17 protein-coding genes are annotated in these 21981 nt (G+C 29.0%); 6 read left to right on the top strand and 11 right to left on the bottom strand.

All coding sequences use genetic code 11. The annotated features are described in order from the left end of the window. The 3 genes from MBCUT_RS02910 to MBCUT_RS02920 all read left to right on the top strand — a co-directional run. Positions 1 to 3468: beta strand repeat-containing protein (locus MBCUT_RS02910; RefSeq protein WP_157082448.1), on the top strand; the 3468-nt coding region annotated here is incomplete at its 5' end. A 346-nt stretch (positions 3469 to 3814) separates the two neighbouring features. Further along, entirely contained in the window at positions 3815 to 4141 is a 327-nt protein-coding gene (locus MBCUT_RS02915) for a hypothetical protein (RefSeq protein ID WP_067258701.1), read from the top strand. A gap of 3 nt (positions 4142 to 4144) precedes the next feature. After that, on the top strand, positions 4145 to 4543 hold the full coding sequence (locus MBCUT_RS02920) for a type II toxin-antitoxin system VapC family toxin (RefSeq protein ID WP_067258703.1): 399 nt from the start codon (positions 4145 to 4147) through the stop codon (positions 4541 to 4543). A 62-nt stretch (positions 4544 to 4605) separates the two neighbouring features. On the opposite strand, the gene MBCUT_RS02925 is transcribed toward MBCUT_RS02920, so the two are convergent. The 6 genes from MBCUT_RS02925 to grpE all read right to left on the bottom strand — a co-directional run bounded on the left by MBCUT_RS02925 (position 4606) and on the right by grpE (position 11501). Next, positions 4606 to 4941 carry a DUF2149 domain-containing protein gene (locus tag MBCUT_RS02925; RefSeq protein WP_067258705.1) on the bottom strand — a complete coding sequence of 112 codons (336 nt, stop codon included), beginning with the start codon at positions 4939 to 4941 and terminating at the stop codon, positions 4606 to 4608. Positions 4942 to 4982: 41 nt separating this feature from the next. Then, complete coding sequence (locus tag MBCUT_RS02930; protein WP_067258708.1) at positions 4983 to 5633, bottom strand: MotA/TolQ/ExbB proton channel family protein; 651 nt, start codon at positions 5631 to 5633, stop codon at positions 4983 to 4985. Between the two features lie 273 nt (positions 5634 to 5906). Further along, complete coding sequence (locus tag MBCUT_RS02935) at positions 5907 to 6614, bottom strand: DUF2162 domain-containing protein (RefSeq protein WP_067258710.1); 708 nt, start codon at positions 6612 to 6614, stop codon at positions 5907 to 5909. Between the two features lie 420 nt (positions 6615 to 7034). Continuing rightward, positions 7035 to 8177 carry a molecular chaperone DnaJ gene (gene dnaJ, locus MBCUT_RS02940; protein WP_067258712.1) on the bottom strand — a complete coding sequence of 381 codons (1143 nt, stop codon included), beginning with the start codon at positions 8175 to 8177 and terminating at the stop codon, positions 7035 to 7037. A 503-nt stretch (positions 8178 to 8680) separates the two neighbouring features. Then, positions 8681 to 10555 carry a molecular chaperone DnaK gene (gene dnaK, locus MBCUT_RS02945; protein ID WP_067258714.1) on the bottom strand — a complete coding sequence of 625 codons (1875 nt, stop codon included), beginning with the start codon at positions 10553 to 10555 and terminating at the stop codon, positions 8681 to 8683. A 328-nt stretch (positions 10556 to 10883) separates the two neighbouring features. After that, on the bottom strand, positions 10884 to 11501 hold the full coding sequence (gene grpE / locus MBCUT_RS02950; protein WP_084270690.1) for a nucleotide exchange factor GrpE: 618 nt from the start codon (positions 11499 to 11501) through the stop codon (positions 10884 to 10886). Positions 11502 to 11758: 257 nt separating this feature from the next. Between grpE and MBCUT_RS02955 the strand changes: the two genes are divergently transcribed. Further along, positions 11759 to 12259 (top strand): ArsR/SmtB family transcription factor, encoded by a 501-nt coding sequence (locus tag MBCUT_RS02955; RefSeq protein ID WP_084270691.1) that lies wholly within the window; start codon positions 11759 to 11761, stop codon positions 12257 to 12259. A 137-nt stretch (positions 12260 to 12396) separates the two neighbouring features. Here the strand turns inward: MBCUT_RS02955 and hypF are convergent, their stop codons facing one another. After that, positions 12397 to 14739, bottom strand: a complete 2343-nt coding sequence (gene hypF / locus MBCUT_RS02960) for a carbamoyltransferase HypF (RefSeq protein WP_067258719.1) — start codon at positions 14737 to 14739, stop codon at positions 12397 to 12399. A gap of 516 nt (positions 14740 to 15255) precedes the next feature. Between hypF and larB the strand changes: the two genes are divergently transcribed. Together larB and MBCUT_RS02970 are read left to right on the top strand one after the other, a co-directional pair. Then, entirely contained in the window at positions 15256 to 16038 is a 783-nt protein-coding gene (larB, locus tag MBCUT_RS02965) for a nickel pincer cofactor biosynthesis protein LarB (protein ID WP_067258721.1), read from the top strand. 547 nt (positions 16039 to 16585) lie between these two features. Further along, positions 16586 to 17224 carry a GNAT family N-acetyltransferase gene (locus MBCUT_RS02970; protein WP_067258722.1) on the top strand — a complete coding sequence of 213 codons (639 nt, stop codon included), beginning with the start codon at positions 16586 to 16588 and terminating at the stop codon, positions 17222 to 17224. A 195-nt stretch (positions 17225 to 17419) separates the two neighbouring features. Here the strand turns inward: MBCUT_RS02970 and hisE are convergent, their stop codons facing one another. The 4 genes from hisE to MBCUT_RS02990 form a co-directional block, all read right to left on the bottom strand. Then, complete coding sequence (hisE, locus tag MBCUT_RS02975) at positions 17420 to 17710, bottom strand: phosphoribosyl-ATP diphosphatase (RefSeq protein WP_067258724.1); 291 nt, start codon at positions 17708 to 17710, stop codon at positions 17420 to 17422. A 25-nt stretch (positions 17711 to 17735) separates the two neighbouring features. After that, positions 17736 to 18578, bottom strand: a complete 843-nt coding sequence (locus tag MBCUT_RS02980) for a CBS domain-containing ParB/RepB/Spo0J family partition protein (protein ID WP_067258726.1) — start codon at positions 18576 to 18578, stop codon at positions 17736 to 17738. A 42-nt stretch (positions 18579 to 18620) separates the two neighbouring features. Further along, complete coding sequence (gatB, locus tag MBCUT_RS02985; protein ID WP_067258728.1) at positions 18621 to 19976, bottom strand: Asp-tRNA(Asn)/Glu-tRNA(Gln) amidotransferase subunit GatB; 1356 nt, start codon at positions 19974 to 19976, stop codon at positions 18621 to 18623. A gap of 592 nt (positions 19977 to 20568) precedes the next feature. Next, positions 20569 to 21570 carry a radical SAM protein gene (locus tag MBCUT_RS02990; protein WP_067258729.1) on the bottom strand — a complete coding sequence of 334 codons (1002 nt, stop codon included), beginning with the start codon at positions 21568 to 21570 and terminating at the stop codon, positions 20569 to 20571. Positions 21571 to 21981: the final 411 nt, after the last annotated feature.

The raw sequence follows: 21981 nt of genomic DNA on the forward strand, positions 1-21981 counted from the left end.
AATAGTTCTTCTACTAATGCTGAGATTCAGGCTTTCCTCAGTAATACCTCTGCAGGTGACAATGATGTTACCTTTGAGGAAGGAAATTATAGTCAGATCACTGGTTTAACTGTAGGAAGAAGTGTTAGCATCTCATCCAACGGTACAGTGAATATACAAGGTACTAACACAGGTACACTGTTTACTGTCACATCACCGAACGTAAAGATCGTTAATTTGAATATAAGCAGGTATAACTTCGCTATTAATTTAAACAGTGGTAATTTATCGGTTATTGGTTGTAATATGAGTACAATCGATAGAAGTATCCATTTGTCTGGTGCTTCTTTGACTGGTGTTTTACTGGAAAATAATACTATAATTTCTTCTGTAAACAGCATTAATTATGGTGCTGTATATGTAAACGCCACAGCTAGATCAGTTGTTAACATTACGGTTAAAGGTAATAATATCCGAGGCAACGGTACATCTAACTCGAATAGCGTGCGTTTCAACGTTTCTAGTTGTAATAATACTCTATTTTTCGACAACAACAACATCACAGGAACATACGGTGTTTATCTGTATGCAGAAACCAGCAACAACACCATAACCATCACCAACAACAACATCACAGGATCATCCGCATACGGTGTTGAGCTTCGTGCATACACCAGCAACAACACCATAACCTTCACCAACAACAACATCACAGGACCATACGCTGTTGTTCTGTATGCATACACCAACAATAACACCATAACCATCACCAACAACAACATCACAGGAACATCCTACTCTGGTGTTTATATGTATGCATACACCAGCAACAACACCATAACCTTCACCAACAACAACATCACAGGAACATCCTCATACGGTGTTGCTCTGTCTGCATACACCAGCAACAACACCATAACCTTCACCAACAACAACATCACAGGACCATCCGGTGTTTATTTGTATGCATACACCAGCAACAACAACATCAACTTCACTGATAACAATATTGGGGGTGCATCTTATGGTATGTATGTTAACTGTAATAATAGAGGTTTTAGTGGTTTGTCTGTAGTGAATAACACTATTAATGCTACTAACTCTGGTGGTATTGGTATTGGGTTTGTTAATCTTAATCCAACTGATTTGAGTGATATTCTTGTTTCTGGTAACAACATTTTTGCTGGAACAACTACTGGTACTGGTATTAGTTTTGTTACTGGTCTAGCTTCTGTAACTAATGTTACTATCAATTATAATCGTGTTTTAGCTAATACTGGTTTGAGTATTCCAGCAACAACTGCTGGTAGTGTTGATGCTAACCTTAATTGGTGGGGAATTAACAATATAACTGGTAAAATTAATGGTATTAATACCAGTAACCATTATATTTTGAATATTACTAACTCTAGTAGTTTGGATAATCTTAATATTGGTGACAAAGTTAATTTTTCTCTGTTAGTATTGAATACTACTTTGACCAATGATGGTGTTGGAAATTTACCTGATTTTGTCATTAATGGTACTTTTAATGGTATAGCTTATAATTCTAGTCGTGCTGATAATTTTACTTATATCTTCAATATTTCATCTTTAGGAAATCAGACTGTACATGCTTCTTTAGACGATCAATATGTGAATAGAACTTTTGCTGTAATTGCTGCAATAAAAAATTCTACTAATTCAACTATTGTTATTAGTCTTAATCCTGCTCAAATTGGTGAAAACATCACTGTTAGTGGTCAGTTAGCTAATTATACTGGAATATCTAGTGTTAATGTTACTGTTGATGGCACAATATTTACGAATATTGCTGTTGATGTTTCTGGTTATTGGGAGTTAAATTATACTACTAATCGTACTGGAACTGATTTAGAGATTATTGTTAGCTTTGCTGGTGATGCTAATTACGATGCATTTAGCAATTCTACTACTTTCACAGTAAATAAGAATAGTACTAATTCAACTATTGTTATTAGTCCTAATCCTGCTCAAATTGGCGAAAATATCACTATTAGTGGTCAATTAGCTAATTATACTGGTGTTACTCAGGTTAATGTTACTGTTGATGGCACAATATTTACTAATGTATCTGTTAATAATGGTTATTGGGAGTTAAATTACACTACCAATCGTACTGGAACTGATTTAGAGATTATTGTTAGCTTTGCTGGTGATGCTAATTACGATGCATTTAGCAATTCTACTACTTTCACAGTAGCTAAGAATAGTACTAATTCTACTGTTGTTGTTAGTCATAATCCTGCTCAAATTGGCGAAAATATCACTATTAGTGGTCAATTAGCTAATTATACTGGAATATCTAGTGTTAATGTTACTGTTGATGGCACAATATTTACGAATATTGTTGTTGATGTTTCTGGTTATTGGGAGCTAAATTACACTACCAATCGTACTGGAACTGATTTAGAAATTGTTGTTAGCTTTGCTGAGGATAATAATTACGATGCATTTAGCAATTCTACTACTTTCACAGTAAATAAGAATACTACCAATTCAACTATTGTTATTAGTCTTAATCCTGCTCAAATTGGTGAAAACATCACTGTTAGTGGTCAATTAGCTAATAATACTGGAATATCTAGTGTTAATGTTACTATCGATGGTACACTATTTAATGTACCTGTTAATGGTTCTGGTTATTGGGAGCTAAATTACACTACCAATCGTACTGGTACTTTCGATATAGTTGTTAGTTTTGCTGGTAATGATAATTACACAAGCTTTAGTAATTCTACTAGCTTTAATGTTACTAAGTTAGCTATTAATTCAACTGTAAATGTTCCTAAAACTGTTAAAGTGGGTAAAACCATAACAATCAGTGGTTTGCTTGTTGATGAGAGTGGCAATCCAGTAGCTAATGCTCCGATTACTGTTACTGTTGGTGGTAAAGTTTATTCTTTGACTACTGATTCTAATGGTCGATGGAGTCTTACTTACAAACCAACACACACAGGAACCGTCGATGTTACAGTAAATTATACTGGAAACGATAGATGCTTTAGCTATACCAATACTACAGTTTTTAATGTTGTAAAAGGTCAAGTTATTGTTGATATTGATGTAGTTAAAAATTCTGATGGATCTGTTGATGTAATTGTGACAGTGACTGACGAATACGGCGATCCAATACCAGACTACAAAGTTAATATTGATTTGGATGGTAAAAACATTGGAAATATCGTTACTAATGTTCTTGGTATTGGAAGAATCCATATACCAACTAATAAACTTAGTGTCGGTCATCATGTGATTACAGTCTCATCTGATAATGCAAACTACAATGTTAATCCAGTTTCAGTTGAATTTGAAACCCAAAACAACAATAATGATACTAATAATACTAATAAAACAAGTGATAATCCAGTAGCTACAGCTACTATGAAAAATACAGGAATACCGATAATAACTATCATATTAGTGTTGATAAGTGTGTTTGGAATAACTATTAGAAGAAAACAAAATTAAACATTTTTTTGGGAGGATATTTATTTTTCTCCTCTATTTATTTATTTTTTTTATTCATATTTGTAATTTATTAACTAATTAAAGTTTTTTTTTTTATTGTTTATCGATTAATTATAATAATTATGAGAGTGTTTCATAATTACTTTTTCACTAAATAAATCTACAAGATTTGAATAAATTATTCAGATAAATTAAACAAAAAAATCTCGCTGATTTTTACAAATTTGTTCATACAAAACTTAATTATGAGACACTCCCTATATTAATTTTTTTTAAAATATTTAAATAATATGTGAATCCATATAATATATGTAAAACCATATTAAATAAAAAGGATTTGATATTTATGTCAACTGTAAAAACCACTTTAAATATAGATTCTGAAACAATGCGAAAAATAAAATTAATTGCATTAAATAAAAATAAAACACAGACAGAAATAGTAAATAAAATATTAAAACAAGGAGTAATAAATGAAACAGAAATAAATGAGAATGATACATTAGAAGAGAGAATAAACAAAAATCCAAACCTTAAATTAATGAAAAAATCTAAATATGTTTTAGATAAAGATAATGCTAGAAAATCATTTGAAAATTTAAAAGGGAGTATCAAAACAGAAAAGTCAGTAAATGCAGTTAAACTAATAAATGATGTAAGAAAAGGAGATTAATAAATGATATTTTTAGATGCTGACTTTTTAATGTCATTTTTTATTGATACTGAAGATAACCACGAAAAAGCCACACAGATATATGAAAAAATCGAGAATGAAGAATTAATAATATCTAATTCAATTATATTAGAGATCATGACTGTTTCAAATATTAAAATAAAAGTTAGCAAAGAAAAACTAAAAGAAATTTATATTAGTTTAAACAGTGGCTTATTTAATATAATTGAAGATATTAAAATATATGATGAGACTATGGAAAGACAAATCAATTATCATCCTCAAAGACTTCCTTTTTTTGATTGTTTATACCTTGAGCTAATGGAACAATTAGGAATAACAAAAATAGCTACATTTGACAAACACTTTAATAATAAAGGAATTGAAGTAATAGATCATTGAATTAAGTAAAAGGTTTTTACATAATATAGATGGCTAAAATTTTAATGATCTGTTATTAATTATTATTCTATCATGATTAATTTTCCCGTTTTGGGGTCTTTGTAGACTTTTCCCATTTCAACATATCCTTCACCTGAGCTATTAGATGTGTCTGGGGTGTCATTTAGCTCTTTTCCTTGATTGAGCTCGGAAACTTTTTGCATTGCATCTATTGTGTCTTGTTTTTGTTGTGGGGTTGTCTCATCATTGAAGATAACGGCTTGCATGTTCCAGGACATTACTAAAAATACTAATAGGCCTACTGCTATTACTAGCATCGCATCGACAAGATTTCCTGTACCTGCCATGGGGTCTTCTTCTACTCTTGATGAGCGTCGTGTACGTTTACGTCGGACCATAGTTTTACACCTTTTATATTTTATAAAAGAAAATGTTTTTTTTATTTGTTAAGTTTTAAAAAGTCTAAGGCTGCATCTGATAATGCTTCAAGATTTGATAAGTATTCATCATACCATCTTTTCCTGATTTTAGATACTAGGTATCCTACTGCTCCTGCACCGATACCCACTACTGTCGTGTCAAATGCGACGATAATTGCTTCTGCAAGTGTGTTAACATCTCCACTACCTAGAGCGGCTAATCCTGGTCCCATAGGAATTAAAGTCCCCATTAATCCTAAAGTTGGACCAATACGTGCCATAATATCTGTTTTTTCAAGGATTTTATCTATTGAGTTTTCTTCTTGTTCTATTAGTTTACGAGCTAAAGTTTCACTTGATTCTGTTGATAGATCATTAGATGAAACGAGTTCGATTAAATCGTTTTTCTGTTTGTTGGGAATAGGAGAGTCTGAAATAATCTTTTGAACTTCTTCTTCACTTTTTGCTAATGAAATATCATGAATTAAGTTTTTTATTATTAAAACTGGTATTTTTTTCCTACTGGTATATTCTGAAATGAGTCCTCCTAGAGTTATAACTGCATACACAACAAAAATCAACAATATAATTATCACGGGAATTAGTAAACTTTGGGAAATAACATTCAAACCAGAGGTTAAAAATTCACTTCCAGGAATATTTGCAACCATTTAAATCACCTAAGCATTATTATAAACATATAATTAGAAATATATAATTAATTTAATAAATTATTAATTTAATAAATTTGAAAGATCATATTAAATTTAATAAGTCTGAAAGATTATATTAAATTTAATCATGCCAAATTACTATCTTTAATTACTTAAAATACATTACATTTATTTTTTTATCAATTATTACATATAATATCACTATCTTTAATTTATTAATGATATAATTAGAAATAAGTTGTATCAAGAAATTTCAAGTTAAAACTTATGCTATTTTAAGAAGCTATTTTTTCGAGTTAGTATAATTCCTATAGTTATTAAAATTATGCTAGCAATAGCTATCCATATTATAGCCCCAGTATGTTCAATAGTTATTGAACCCATACTTTTTTGTAAAGTAGTAGCTATATTTGGAAGGAAAAGAGCAGATACTAGAAAATACAAACCTAAGAAAAACATAAAATTTCCAAGAACTATAGGATATGGTTTTTTTATAACTCTCATAAATAAACCAGATGCAAAATAAGAAACTAGTATAGTTACAACTAAAGCTAAAACTACATATGGACTTAAATCATTAACACCTAATCCTATTGTAGGAGCAACTAGTAATATGCTTACAACAATCGATAGAAAACAGCAAGGGCATGGAGCAATAACAGCTAAAGCCGCAGCAGTTGATGTATTTTTCTCATGAACTTTCCATTCTCTTATAGTTAAAACTCCTGCCACAATCATGATAGTTGCCATGATTAGGAAAAACACACTATTATAAGAGTAAATAAATTCAGTCACTTCTGCTGAATAGAAAGAAGCTATTCTTGTAATTAGATAAACACCAAGGCCATAACCAATAGCTATCCCAGCTATGATTTTTTTTGGAAAATTAGCCATACCTGAAGCTAATCCTACTTTAATTCCAAAAACTAAGACTGCAGCAAGAATACCGAATTGCCATAACATACTTATTGTATCCATAATTTATGCCTCGAACTTATTATAATATGATTATTAACTTAAGAACTATATAAAGTTTATTTTAACTTTAATAAAGTTTGTTTGAACACTATAATTTTTTATACATTCTTTATTTGATAAAAAATAGATTAGGTATATTATTGAAAAAAAATGTTTTTATTAGAATTAAAATTAGTAAAAAATAGATTAGGTATATTATTGAAAAAAAATGTTTTTATTAAGAATTAAAATTAGTAAAAAATAGATTAGGTATATTATTGAAAAAATGTTTTTATTAGAATTAAAATTAGTAAAATATTAAAAAAAGAAGTAATAGCTATTAAATCAGCCAATACTAACTTATTGGAATGATCATTGTTTTAGATAGCTATATAATAAATAAATATGTTAGGTAGATCTAAACGGATTACTGCTTATCATTCAATGATTAATAGCTTCTTTAACTTTATCAAAGAAACCTTTTTCATATTTTTGGATTTCTTCACCACTGATTTCAGCAAATTCTTCAAGGAGTTTCTTTTGTTGATCATTAAGCTTTTGGGGAACAACAACGTTAACAGTAACATAGAGGTTTCCTTTAGATTCTCTTCTCATTAAAGGCATTCCTTGTCCTCTTAGGCGGAATACAGTTCCACTTTGAGTTCCTGCAGGTATTTTTAATTTAGCTTCTCCATCAATAGTTGGGATATCTATGTTGTCTCCTAAACTTGCTTGGACAAAGCTTATTTGTTGTTCATAGTAAAGATTAGCTCCTTCTCTTTCAAAGTACTTGTGTTGTTTAATGTTTATTAAGACTATTAAATCTCCATATCCTCCATTAGCATCTCCAACATTTCCTTCTCCTGGGACTCTAAGACGTGAACCTGATTCAACACCTCTAGGAATTTTTATATTAATTGTCTTATTCTCTTTGATTTTTCCCTTACCATTACACTCTTTACAAGGATCTGTAATAATCTTGCCTTCACCATTACATTCTCTACATGGCCTGACATTCATCATCTGACCTAAGATTGTATTAGTTACTTGTTTTACTTGTCCAGTACCTCCACAGGTTTGACAAGTTTCAGGACTGCTTCCTGGCTCTGATTTGCTACCATGGCAAATAGGACAGCTTACATCATGTTTTATGTTTATGTCCCTTTCTATGCCTGAAGCTGCTTCTTCTAAGCTGATTTCAACTTCGCCGTAAATATCTGAACCTCTTTGGGGTCCTCCTTGGCCTCTTCCTCCACCAAATCCAAACATTTCAAAGATATTTCCAACATCAAAACCACCAAAACCTTGGAAAATATCATCAAAGTTGACATTTCTGAATATATCTTCATTAGAAAATCCATTCATTCCTGCATGACCAAATTGATCATAAGTACTTCTTTTTTCTTCATCAGACAAAACAGCGTAAGCTTCACTTATCTCTTTAAACTTTTCACTACCTTCTTCATCTTCACTAACATCTGGATGATATTTCATAGCTAATTTACGATAAGCTTTTTTTATCTCTTTCTTATCCGCTCCCTTCTCAACTCCGAGAACATCATAATAGTCACGCTTTTCTGGCATTTAGTCACCTATAGTATAAAATTGATTAAAAATAAAAAATTATTGTAATTAATATTCTAGTTTCTTGATTCAGTTCTTAATTATATAAGTTATAAATTAATTAATTTTGTAATGGGTATTTTATTTTCTTAATTTAATTATTTTAATTTATTTTAATTATATAAGTTATAAATTAATTAATTTTGTAATGGGTATTTTATTTTCTTAATTTAATTATTTTAATTTATTTTAATTATATAAGTTATAAATTAATCATAATAGTATTCATAATCAAATAAATAACAAACAATTCATTTGTAAAATTAAGTATTCATATGAAAATTTAGAAACAAATTTAAGTATGATTTTAACTAAAAATTAGGTAGGGATATTAGGATACTAATAGTTATAGTTTAACTAGTATATATCCTTTGATATTACTACCTTTTTAATAGATCTTATTTAGATTCTTATTATCTATAATTCATCGATTTAATATCAAATATATTGCTTTTTAGAGATTATTATTTTTTAACTTCATAATCAGCATCGATAGTATCATCATCCTCATTTGAATTAGGATTTTGATTAGGGGCTCCTTGATCAGCTCCAGCTTGATTTTGTTGTGCTTGCTGTGCTTCTTGATATATTTTTGCACCTATTTCTTGAACAATTTTAGTTAATTCTTCAGTTTTTTCTTTAATAGCTGAAATGTCGTCACCAGGAATGAGTTCTCTAAGTTCTCCAACTAATTTTTCAATATTTGATTTTTCATCATCAGAGATTTTATCTTTTAGCTCTTCAAGAGATTTTTCAGCAGTGTAAATCATTGAATCTGCATTGTTACGAACTTCAATCTCTTCTTGTTTCTTTTTATCTTCTTCAGCATTTATTTCGGCTTCTTTGACTTTTTTGTCAATTTCTTCATCAGATAATTTAGTTGAAGCCGTAATTGTAATAGCTTGTTCTTTTCCAGTTCCCATATCTTTAGCTGATACATTAATAATACCATTTGCATCTATATCGAATGTAACTTCGATTTGAGGAACTCCTCTTGGTGCAGCTGGGATTCCTACTAACTGAAATCTTCCAAGTGTGGTGTTATCAGATGCCATAGGTCTTTCACCTTGTAAAACGTGAATATCCACAGAAGTTTGATTATCAGCTGCTGTTGAAAATATTTGGCTTTTTTTTGCAGGAATAGTCGTATTTCTGTCTATGAGCTTGGTTGCAACTGCTCCCATAGTTTCAATACCAAGGGAAAGTGGAGTAACATCAAGAAGAACGAGATCTTTAATTTCTCCAGCTAAAACTCCTCCTTGAATAGCTGCTCCCATAGCTACACACTCCATAGGGTCTATTCCACGTTCAATTTCTTTTCCTATGTATCCTTCCACGAATTTTTGGACAACCGGCATCCTGGTAGGTCCACCAACGAGAATTATCTTGTCAACATCTCCCTTACTCATTTTAGCATCTTTTAATGCTTGTTCCATTGGAGTTCCACATTTTTTAACGATAGAATCAACAAGTTCTTCAAGTTTAGCTCTTGTAAGATTGTTTATTAAGTTTTTAGGGCTTCCATCAGTTCCCATGGTAATAAATGGTAAGTTTACTTCACTACTTAAAGTGGTTGATAATTCGATTTTAGCTTTTTCAGCTGCTTCTCTAAGTCTTTGAACAGCTTGATCATCATCCATAAGGCTGATACCAGTTTCTTTTTTGAATTCTTCAGCTAAATAATTCATTATGATATTATCCATATCGGTTCCACCGAGTTGAGTATCACCACTTGTAGATTTAACTTCGAATACTCCTCCACCAAATTCCATGATAGTTACATCTAATGTACCGCCACCGAAGTCGAATACCATTATTTCAACTTCATCATCGGTCTGTTTATCTATTCCATATGCTAAACTTGCAGCAGTTGGTTCATTTACAAGTCTTACTACGTCAAGTCCAGCTATTGTACCTGCATCTTTGGTAGCTGTTCTTTGATTATCATCAAAATAAGCTGGAACTGTAATAACTGCTTTTTTCACTTCTTCTCCAAGGAAAGCTTCAGCATCCTTTTTTATTTTCTGTAAAATGAATGCAGATATTTCTTGAGGAGTGTACTCTTTTCCTAAAGCTTTAACTTTTCTATCAGTTCCCATACTTCTTTTTATTGCACTAATTGTATTTTCTGGATTAGTAACAGCTTGTCTTCGTGCAGGTTCACCTACTAACCTTTGACCATCTTCTGTAAATGCAACATAACTTGGAAATGCTTTACCGTATTGTGTAGCTCCTTCAGCACTTGGTATTACACTAGGTTTTCCACCAATAAGAACAGCAGCAGCTGAGTTACTAGTTCCTAAATCAATTCCTATGATTTTTTCTTTTTTATCTGCCATAAATATCACCATTTATTTAGTTTAATATTTTTTAATATTTTTTAAATTAATTTTTAACTTTTTATTAAGTTTTTTAATTTTCAAATTTCTATTAATTTTTTATTAATATTTTTTAATTAATTTTTAACTTTTTATTAAGTTTTTTAATTTTCAAATTTCTATTAATTTTTTATTAATATTTTTAATAATATGAATTTTATATTGGAATGTAAATTTTAACTTTAGAAATTATAATTTTTACATAAAACAATTTTGAATTTAAAAAGTATGAAGTTAATGATTCAATCGAGGATTTTTGAGTTATTATAATACTAAATTATTGACTTTTTTATTTTTTACATACTCTAACTTTAGAATATTTAATAACCTTATCTTTTAAAGTGTATCCTTTCATCAATTCATCAATAATCTCACCATTTTCATGATCTTCACTAGCTTCGGCCATAAGAGCTTCATGTTTAAATGGATCGAACTTTTCACCCTTGGTTGGTATTTCACACAAACCTTCTTTTTCAAGAGTGGATTTCATTTTAGAATATATTAGTTCTACTCCATCTATTAAGCTTTTTTCATCTTTTGAATTTTCTAAAGCTCTTTCAAGATCTTCATAAATGTCTAAAATATTTATGATCAAATTTTCATTTGCAAATCTAATAATATCTTGTTTTTGCTTTTCATTTTGTTTTTTAAAGTTTTCAAAATCTGCTTGAAGACGTTGAAGGTGAGATACATATTCAGCTAATTCTTCATCTTTTTTCTCAAGGTTTTTTTTCATATTAGCTAATTCTTCATCTTTTTTCTCAAGGCTTTTTTTTATATTAGCTGATTCTTCTTGACTTTCTTTCAATTCGACTTTTGACTCTTTAGTATTTTTGTCATGAATCTTTGAATCAGATTTTTTGCCATCTGGTTCTTTTTTATTTTTTATTTTATCATCATTAGCCATTCATTCACCTTTTTTTAAATTATAACTAATGAAAAAGATTTTTTAATTATTTATATTTTTTCTGAACTTTTTTCATATATTAGCTATCTTAGAGAATAAATTCTAATAATTATAGCTATTATAGTAAGCTATTTAATAATTATAGCTTTTTACTATCTTAAAAAAATCCAAAAATATTAAAGTTACAAAAAGTTATCTTTCTCATTATGTTATAGTAACAAAAAGTTATATAAATGTTTCGATACATAATAGATATGATGACAAATAATTATATAAATAATCAATTTGATGATGTAGATATGGAAGCTATTCTCGATGTTATGGGATGCCGTACCCGACGAGAAATTATTAATCTTTTAAGAGAAGAGCCAAAATTTGTTAGTGAAATATCTCAAGAACTGGAAGTTGGTCAAAAAGCTATCATAGAACATTTGCGTGCTATGGAAGAACTTGGTATATTAGAATCCTCCTTTAAGAAGATTGTTAGGGGAAGACCCCGTAAATATTATGATATGCCTCATGATTTCAATGTACATATAACAATAACTAAAAATTCATTTGATATAAACATTTCAGATGAAAAATTGAATCAAAAACAACTTCCATCTGGAGATGAATGGTCAAAATTGTTGGATATTGAAAGAAAAATCGATCAGGGACATTGGGAGGCAGTTGAAGAGCTTAAAAATCAAATAAGATTATATAAAAATCTTACAAACAGAGCCGAATATATTTTAGAAAGAACAGATAGAAAATAGCTATCATATAAATAATATATAAAATTAAAATGTATAATAAAATATGCTTAATATGTGAAATGGATAGTAAGTATACTGATTTCAATATTAATATGAACTATTAGCTATAAAAAGAGTATTATGAGTTTTAAAAATGTTTATTTTGAGAGAGAAGAGCTGATTATTGATTGACCTAGTGATATTGATCCATCTCCTGCACAGGAGTTTCTATGTTGCACAAATTTAAAATTTGCATCTTCAATGTGTTTTTTAGTAGCTAATGTAATAGCTTCATTGTAAAAAACTCCTCCTGTAGCTCCAATTGTACTAATACCCTTTTTTTCAGCTACTTCAATAGCTATTTCAGCTAAACCTTTACCAACTGCCTCTTGTCCAGCAGCAGCTATATTTTTTTTATTTTCTCCAGAAGCTATTTTATCCATGATATCTTTTAATATAAGTTTAGTGTCTAGAACTGGACGATTGTCCATTTTTTTGATTTCAATTGGAATATCAATATCATCTTTTGCACCATAGGCGAAGGATTCTAGTTTCATTGCAGATTCTCCTTCATAGGTCCGTTTTCCACAAATATTTAAGGCCGCAGCTATTGAATCAAGAATTCGTCCTGTACTTGTTGTTATTCCAACATTTAATCCAGAGTTCAATTGCTTTAATAGACTTTTTATTTCCATTTCTCCATATTGGAAATAGTCTTTGTAATTTTTCATTAGGAGGGTTTTAAGTTCTTCTTCTTCATAGCTATTTTTTAAAATTGAAGTTAACATTCGAATAGGGTATTTGGTGGAAGTATCTCCCCCTGGCATTTTTTGAGGCATCAAAGAACCTAATCTTTCATAGCTTTTAATATCAGTATATATTATTTCTCCTCCCCAGGCGGTTCCATCATCTCCATATCCTACTCCATCTGCAGCTATATAAACTAATTCATCAAGTGAATTGTCTGCTGATAGCACTGCTCCATGAGCATGGTGATGTTGTATAGAAGTGAGATTAGCATTAAATTGTTCAGATAGCTCTTTTCCCAGTTGGGTGGTAAAAAATTGAGGATGCATATCACAAGCTATTGTATCAAAGTTTGATGTTTTTGTAATGTTCATCAGATGTTCAATAGATTCTTGAAGGAATTCATAAGTTTTAAATTTGTTGGTATTTCCAATATGTTGTGAAACGTAAGCTAAGCCCTGTTTTTGAATACAGAAAGTTACATCTAGTTCTGGACCAAGACTTAAAATGTTCGCATTTTTATTTATGATTTCTGGATTTAGTAATTTTAATAGATCATATGGTTCTGGAGCATATCCTCTAGATCTTCTGATAAATGATAGTTCATTGTTTCTATATCTAATTACAGAATCATCGCACCTATTCATGATTTTTCGATCATGAAGGAGGTAGTAATCAGCTATTCCATAGAGATTTTTTAAAATCTCCTTATTTTCTATCATCATTGGTTCTCCAGGTCTATTGGCTGAAGTCATGATATAAGCAGATTCATCAGTGTAACTAAATAGTAAATGGTGTAATGGTGAATAGGGAAGCATGACTCCGATATTATGTAGTTCAGGAGCCACATTATCTTCGAAATAATAATTTTTGCTTTTTTTAAGTACTACTATAGGCCTTTCTTTTGATAGCAGTGATTTAGCCTCAACATCGGACACTTCAGCGAAAGTTTTAACTGTTTCTAGATTTGAAGACATAACTGCAAAGGGTTGATTGAATCGGTTCAATCTTTTTCTTAAATTTTTAACAGGTCTTTCATCTGTTACTTTAGCTACTAAATGAGTTCCTCCAATTCCTTTAATAGCTAATATTTTCCCTTTATCCAATAGATTAACTGCCTTTTTTAAAGGATTTGAAATAGCTAATTCTTTTCCATCACTTTTATAAAGTGAAAGTGAGGGACCACAGATACTACAACAGCTAGCTTCAGCATGGTAACGTCTATCATTGGGGTCAGTATACTCGTCTTCACATTCATCACATAATGGAAAATCCTCCATCGTGGTATTAACTCTATCATAGGGTATTGATCCAATTACAGTAAATCGAGGACCACAATCAGTACAAGCTGTAAATGGATAATTATATCTTCTGTTATTAGGATCTCTTATTTCTTTTAAACAACTATCACAAATAGCTAAATCTGGAGGAATAACAGAAGCTCCTGAAAAATCAGCTGAACTTTCTAATATTTTAAAATCATTGGATTTCTTATATATATCATATTCATTATCATTTTCATCTATCCATTGAAGTTCAATGGAATTGATCTTAGCTATTGGTGGTTTTTCTTTTTTCAGGGTATCTAAAAATAGATTCACTCCTTTTTCGTTTTCAAAAAGGATAATTTCGACTATGTTCCCAAGATTTCGAATATTTCCTCTGAGGTTCAATGCATTAGCTATTCTATAAACTGTTGGTCTAAATCCTACTCCTTGGACGATTCCTTGAACCCATATTTTAGCTATTTTCATTGAAAATTTCACCAGTTCTAAAATTCTATAAGTTTAAAATATATATATTATTAACAACATAATAATTATTAAATGTTTATTAAATTAAGCATTGATAATTGATATTTTAAAATAATTTTGAGGGTACTACTAAAATAATTTTAGAAATATTTTTTAAAACTTTATTTTAACAAATTATCAATGTATGCTTTATTTATTAATATTATCTACAATTTTCATATTTAATGAGTATAAATAATTGATAATTTAAATATGTTTGATGAGTATAAATAATTGATAATTTAAATATGTTTGATGAGTATAAATAATTGATAATTTAAATATGTTTGATGAGTTAAGTAATATTATTAATTATAAGCATCTTATTAATAACCTTAATAATTTTTAATAATTTTAGTGTTTTATAAACTTTAGTGTTTTATGAATTTTAATAATTTATAAACTTTAGTGATTTATAATTATGTTTATAGTTGTTCTATGATTTTAACTTTTTAAAAATTTTAGTAATGTGATATAATGAGGGATATTCTTCAAGATCTATTAGAAGAAAAAATCAGTATTGAAAATGCTGAAAAACTTTTACGAGTTAATGATATTCTAGAATTAGATCAAATAGCTAAATTAGACATTGGAAGAGAAAATAGAACAGGATTTCCTGAAGCTATTCTGGCTCAAGGAAAGGATCATGATGATTTATTAATTATTATTAATGGTTATTGCACTAAAAAAAATTCTAACAATCTTCTTATAACAAGACTTGATAAGAATGATTATAATCGATTAAAGAAGGATTTGAAACATTTAGAAGAAAAAGGATATAATTTAGATTATAATAATAAGGCTAAAATATTGATTATATCTAACGAATCTAAGAATAAGCTTAGTACTAATTATGGTAAAATAGGAATCATCACTGGAGGAACTTCAGATATACCTATTGCTGAAGAAGCTAAAGTAATAGCTGAACAGGGTGGGGCTGAAGTTTTGACTTCTTACGATGTAGGAGTAGCAGGAATTAATAGGCTTTTTCCTCAATTAGCTAAAATGGTTAAAGAAGGGGTAAAAACCATAATAGTGTGTGCTGGTATGGAAGGAGCTCTGACTTCAGTGGTAGCAGGATTAGTAGATGTTCCGGTTATAGGTGTTCCAACTTCTGTGGGATATGGTATTGGTGGAAAAGGTAAAGCAGCATTGTATGGCATGTTACAATCTTGTGCTCCAGGAATAGCAGTAGTTAATATTGATAATGGATTTGGAGCAGCAGTTTTTGCTTTAACAATAATAAAAAACAACAAATAGCTATTGCTCCTTAGTCTACACTTTATCTTTGATTTAGTATACGCTTTAACACGTCTAGTAGTGCTTCTATTAAGACTTTTATCAGTTTTATTAGAAATTCATTGTTATTTAATGGCATATAGCTTAGTTTCTCTTAGTATTCAATTACTACATAATTTAGTATTTAATTTAAATTTTTAATAATATTTATTTGGATATTTTCTTGGATATAAGATTTATTTGGATATTTTCTTGGATATAAGATTTATTTGGATATTTTCTTGGATATAAGATTTATTTGGATATTTTCTTGGATATAATGTTTATTTGGATATTTTCTTGGATATAATGTTTATTTGGATATTTTCTTGGATATAATATTTATTTGGATATTTTCTTGGATGTTTTATTAAATTTTTAATAATATTTATTTGGATATTTTCTTGGATGTTTTATTAAATTTTTAATAATATATTTTATTAAATGTCTTATTAAATATTCAATTAAAACATTGTCAATATTTAATCATAATGAGAATTGTCATTAAAAAACTATTGAAGGGATTATTTTGATTATTGAAGAACTTAACGTAGATGAACATAATATTGATAAAGTAGCTAATCTCATTTACTATGTTGATGAGAAAACTTATTTTTACATATTTAAAAGTGAAAAAAAAGCTGTTTCAGCAATTAAAAGACTTCTATTAAGTGAATCTAATTTTATTAAAGAAAATAATGTAAAAAATAATAACAAACGGATTAATTTATTCGTTATTTTAGATAATGGAGAAAATAAGAATATTATAGGGATATTGGGTATAAATAAAGGTAAAAAAGAAAATTTTTCTAAGTCTTTATTGTATATGTTCAAATTATTGAATCCTTGGGATGCAGTAAGATTCTCTATGATGTTTTTCATAGATAATAAAATTCTAGCCACTGTTGATGAAGATGATTTTTATTTAGCAGAAATAGTCGTTGATGAAGCTCAAAGAGGAAAAGGACTTGGATCAGAAATAATAAACAAAATGATAGATTTAGCTAAATCAGAAGGATTTAAAAGAGTAGTTCTCGACGTTGATTTTACTAATGATAGGGCTAAAAAGCTTTATAAATCTTTGGGCTTTAAGAAATTCAATGAAAAATCATTTAAAGTCTTTAGTAAGGAGAGAGGAATGCATAACATGGAATATGTCCTAGAATAGTTGTCATGTCATTTATTTTTATTAATCTCTCTATATTATCTAACTTATTATTTTTATTTCTAGCTTATTATTTTTATTTTTCTTAGGGCTATTTATCATGTTTATCTAGCTAATTGTGCTTATTTTTCTTGTTTTGTGTTTATTGTGGGCTTTAGCTAGTCGTGTTTATTAATTCTCAAATTCCATTGTAGTTTGTTATTTCATCCTAGTTTGAAATTCATCCAATAGTTCATCTAAAGTAATTTCTTTATAAACTAGAAGCAAGAGTATATGAAATATTAAATCTGTAGATTCATGAATTAAATTATCTTGATTTTTGGAAGCTATTAAGACTTCAGCTGTTTCTTCTCCTATTTTTTCTAGTATCTTGTCTTCAGCTGTTTTACTACTATTTTTCATGATATTAGATGTATAGGAATCTATGGGATGGTCTCGTCGATTTTCTAATGTTTCATAGAGTTCTCTAATTATCTTCTCATCAGTCATATTTCTTCCTCACAATTCCTTTGGATTAGTTTTTTCTAGTTCCAGGTTTATGTATGGAAGCGTTTTTATTGTTTTGATCATGAGTTTGTTTAAGACTTTCGGTAATAGCTATTAGAGGGTGTTGAGCATCATCAATTATTTCTATATCATCAAATGTATGAATTCCTGATTTATCTGCTGTTTTTTCCATTCCTAGCTCTAAATCCTTTTTTAAATCGATAACATATGAGTCAATTGAATTACATCCTAAATTTCTAGCTGCTACTGCTCTGTGATGCCCATCGACTAGAATCCATCTATTTCCAGTTTTAACAACAATAGCTGGTTCTGCTAATCCTCTTTTCAATTCATAAGTTCTTCCTTGTAACTCATCGGCGTAAACTTTATCTTGTGTGGGTCTTAAATCATCAGTACTCACTTCCATACGCTTTAAACTTGTTTTAATTCCATATAGCTGTTCTAAAGTTTTTTTAAAATAGTTAACTTTTGTAGGAGTTGATCGTTCTATGTGGGATCGAACCATGTCTGTGTTAGTGATTATTCCTTTCAACATTCCATTTTCCCCAACAACTGGTAATCTGGATATGCCTTGTCTAAACATAACTCTTGATGCATCATTAATTGACATATCTTGACGAGCTATAACTACATCTGTGGACATAATGTCTTTGACTAAATCTTCCCATTCCTTTAACAAAAGATCAAAAGCAGTTACTATGCCTACGATATTTTCATCATCATTAATAACTGGAAAACCATCGTGTCCAGTTTCCTTCATTAATTTAATAACTTCTTCATTCAAAGTGTCTGGTTTAACACTTATAACCTCTTTGGTCATATAATTTCTTACTAGAGATTTACTACTCATTTTTACCCCTTTTTGATTTATTTTCTCTAATTATATCTATCATTAATTATCTAATATATTTTTTAAAATTTTCACGGTTTCCCCAGGATCTGCTTTTCCACGAGTAAGTTTCATAACTTGACCTACTAAAAAATTAAGAGAAGCCTTTTGTCCTTTCTTATAATCTTCAACAGCATTTGAATTTTCATTTATGGCTTGTTTTGCAGCCTCAACAGTTTCATCTTTTTTTACAACACCTATTAGTCCTAGCTCTTCAGCTATTTCTTTTGGTGTTTTACTATTGTTTGGCATATTTTCAATTATTCTTTGGCCAGATTTTGTTGTAATTTCTTTATTTTGCAAGAGCTTTAAAAGTTCAATGATATTGTATGGTGTGATCTTACTATCTACAAAGCTAAACTTATTATAAGTTAAAACTCTTTTTAATTCATCTCTCATCCAAAGTGCTGCAAATTTTGAATCAATATCTTTAGTTACTTCTTCATAGGCATTAGCTAATTCTAATTCCGAGGTTAAAACTTTTGCAGACTCTTCATCTATATTATATTGCTCCATGAATCTTTCTACTTTGTGATGAGGAGCTTCAGGCATAACTTCAGCTACTGTATGAATTTGATTATCATTTACTTCGATTGGTGGGAGGTCAGGATCAGGTATAAACCTATAATCATCAGCATCTTCTTTAGATCTCATAGCTACAGTTATCATTTGAGATTCTAAATATGCTCTAGTCTCTTGTTTGATTTCAACCCCTCTTTTCAGGAGATTTTTTTGTCTAATCATTTCAAACTGAAGAGCTTTGTAAGCACCTTTAATAGAATTAATGTTTTTTATTTCGGCTCTTTTACCACCTTCAATTGAGATATTTACATCTGCTCGCATACTTCCTTCACCACGAGCACTTTCACTATAATTTAAAACCCTAATAAGCTCTTTTAGAAATGTTCTAGCTTCTTCAGGTGAGTGTATATCAGGCTCTGTAACAATTTCTACAAGTGGAATTCCAGACCTATTGAAATCAACAATACCATGATCTGGTTTAAATTGCCCTGGGTCCTCTTCCATATGTATCTCTCTTATCCTAATTCCATTTAAATCTCCTTCATATCCAATAGGAACGGAAGTTCTTTGATATCCGGAAGGTAAATCAGGATAATCGTAATGTTTTCTCATAAAATAAGTTATGTTTTGGTCTATTTTACAATTTAACATTAAAGCTATAGTTAAAGCATTTTCAAGAGCTTTTTCATTAGTAGGATAAGGCTTAGCACCTGGTTGGTTTAAACAAACTGGACAAATGTTTGTATTAGCAGGCTCATCTTTGTAATTAGTAGGACAATCACAAAACAATTTTGAATTAGTTTCTAATTGTACGTGAATTTCAAGTCCACATTTCATGTTTATATTAATTCCTCCGATATTATAGTAATTAGGGAATGATTCTGATTATAGTATTATGATTAGATTGTGATTATAATTTAGATATGAGAATCATTAATTCAAATGATAATCGTTTATTATAAGTATCTAAATAATTATTATAGATAATGGTTAATATAATAGCTATTCTATATAAAGATTAATCTATTCCTTATTTTATATATAATTTCTATATTTTTCTATAATTTTCTATTATAAATCAATGGATTTTTATTAATAAACGTTATTATTTATTCAACAATTATTATATTTAATTATTTTATATCTTATAAATATTTCCTCATCTATTATAAAATTCTATTATCTTCAATATTTTATAAATTTTTGATTATTTAATATTTTATGATTGGGAGATTTTATTTGTTTTTTAAAGTTTTTGATTATTTAATATTTTATGATTGGGAGATTTTATTTGTTTTTTAAAGTTTTTGACAACTTATATCTTATAGCTATTTTGTTTCTGAATAGCTATTTTATTCCTGAGCACATTTTCTGTGATAACCAGTAATAAGAATTAATCAGTAATAAGATTTCTTTTGAATAATTGGTTTTAATATTTATTTTCTAGTGATTCATCGATGTATCTTTTTATAAAAATATCTAGTTCTGAGTCGAATTGACTTTTATTTGATCCTAGCTTAGAAATGTCTGTAAATGTTCCTTTTAATTTTCGACCAGTCCAATAAATTTCTTCTTCCACACGTTTTCCGTATCTAGTTCCAAACATTTTAAATAAGGGAAATTTTGTAATTCCATTTGCTCCACTCATCACCAATAGCCCAATGTTAGCCAAATTATCAGTCCAAGTTCCACAAATTATCTCTATTTTTGGGAAAGTTAGGCGTATGGTAGCTACAATTCCTGCATAATAGATAGATGATGGTTGGGATGAATTTTCGAATATTGTCCCCTTATGGGGATTAAGAGAGTAAAAAATTACCCTATTTATTTTATGCTCTTTTATATATTGAATAAGATAAGTCAAATCTTCTGGACTTTCTCCTAATCCTAAAATGATTGTAATTGCCTTTTTAAAGCCTAAATCTCCAGCCTTATCTAACATTTCACCGATATCACTCAAAGATTTACTAGGACAGATTTTTTCATGTAATAGGGGATTAGCTATTTCTACTGCTCCAGTTACTCCAACTATCTCTTCTCCATATTTATCTAAATCATTAGTTATTCCAATGTTTAACCAAACTGGAGATCCAGTTATTTTGAAGATTTTAGTAGCTATTGCTTTTATTTCATCAGTGTCAAAAGAATCATAACCTCCTGATAAAAATTCAATATTCCAACCTAAACGTTTACAGAGTTCAGATTCCGCTAATATTGCATTTACTTTTCTTTTAGCTTTTTTTGGATCTTTAATTTTGTTTTTTTGTGTGCTCATATAGCAGAAGCTACAATCTCCTTTATCACACCACCAAGAAAGAAATAAAGCTCTTTCAAGAGTTACTTCATCATATCCTTCTTTTAAACTATGTTTATTGGCATTAGTTATTAAATCCAAAGTTTCAAAGTTTTTTATTTTATCTATAACATCCATAGTTTTCATTTGATCAAATTTTTTCTAAGAATATTTTACTATTTAGTCTATTTATCTAATTCAATTTCTTAGCTATTATTTTTTTAATTATTCTTCTCTGCTCATTAGCTATTATCACCATTTATTATTTTCATCCTTTAGTTATTATCATCATTTATATTATCATCATTTATTATTTTCAATTGGTGCTATTCATAAGTTTATCCACGAATATTTTAATATTCATTTTTTAATAATGTTTTAAAAAATTTGTTCATTAAGGATATAATTAATCAATTCTCCAATAATTTTATATCTTATAAAATGAATTAATTATACTATACTAAAATTATTAATAATATTATAAAATCATGATTACTAATACCTAGTTATAATTATTTTCTAATTGTTTTATAAATTTAGATTATTAAT

Origin of the sequence: Methanobrevibacter cuticularis, assembly GCF_001639285.1 — an archaeon.
GTDB lineage: Archaea > Methanobacteriota > Methanobacteria > Methanobacteriales > Methanobacteriaceae > Methanobaculum > Methanobaculum cuticulare.

What these genes read in the sequence shown, in the direction of transcription:
- MBCUT_RS02955 (WP_084270691.1), top strand. Translation starts at nt 11,759, where the DNA reads ATGACAAATAATTATATAAATAATCAATTTGATGATGTAGATATGGAA.
- larB (WP_067258721.1), top strand. Translation starts at nt 15,256, where the DNA reads ATGAGGGATATTCTTCAAGATCTATTAGAAGAAAAAATCAGTATTGAA.
- MBCUT_RS02915 (WP_067258701.1), top strand. Translation starts at nt 3,815, where the DNA reads ATGTCAACTGTAAAAACCACTTTAAATATAGATTCTGAAACAATGCGA.
- MBCUT_RS02935 (WP_067258710.1), bottom strand. Translation starts at nt 6,614, where the DNA reads ATGGATACAATAAGTATGTTATGGCAATTCGGTATTCTTGCTGCAGTC.
- hisE (WP_067258724.1), bottom strand. Translation starts at nt 17,710, where the DNA reads ATGACTGATGAGAAGATAATTAGAGAACTCTATGAAACATTAGAAAAT.
- MBCUT_RS02990 (WP_067258729.1), bottom strand. Translation starts at nt 21,570, where the DNA reads ATGGATGTTATAGATAAAATAAAAAACTTTGAAACTTTGGATTTAATA.
- MBCUT_RS02930 (WP_067258708.1), bottom strand. Translation starts at nt 5,633, where the DNA reads ATGGTTGCAAATATTCCTGGAAGTGAATTTTTAACCTCTGGTTTGAAT.
- dnaK (WP_067258714.1), bottom strand. Translation starts at nt 10,555, where the DNA reads ATGGCAGATAAAAAAGAAAAAATCATAGGAATTGATTTAGGAACTAGT.
- grpE (WP_084270690.1), bottom strand. Translation starts at nt 11,501, where the DNA reads ATGGCTAATGATGATAAAATAAAAAATAAAAAAGAACCAGATGGCAAA.
- MBCUT_RS02920 (WP_067258703.1), top strand. Translation starts at nt 4,145, where the DNA reads ATGATATTTTTAGATGCTGACTTTTTAATGTCATTTTTTATTGATACT.
- MBCUT_RS02925 (WP_067258705.1), bottom strand. Translation starts at nt 4,941, where the DNA reads ATGGTCCGACGTAAACGTACACGACGCTCATCAAGAGTAGAAGAAGAC.
- dnaJ (WP_067258712.1), bottom strand. Translation starts at nt 8,177, where the DNA reads ATGCCAGAAAAGCGTGACTATTATGATGTTCTCGGAGTTGAGAAGGGA.
- hypF (WP_067258719.1), bottom strand. Translation starts at nt 14,739, where the DNA reads ATGAAAATAGCTAAAATATGGGTTCAAGGAATCGTCCAAGGAGTAGGA.
- MBCUT_RS02980 (WP_067258726.1), bottom strand. Translation starts at nt 18,578, where the DNA reads ATGAGTAGTAAATCTCTAGTAAGAAATTATATGACCAAAGAGGTTATA.
- gatB (WP_067258728.1), bottom strand. Translation starts at nt 19,976, where the DNA reads ATGAAATGTGGACTTGAAATTCACGTACAATTAGAAACTAATTCAAAA.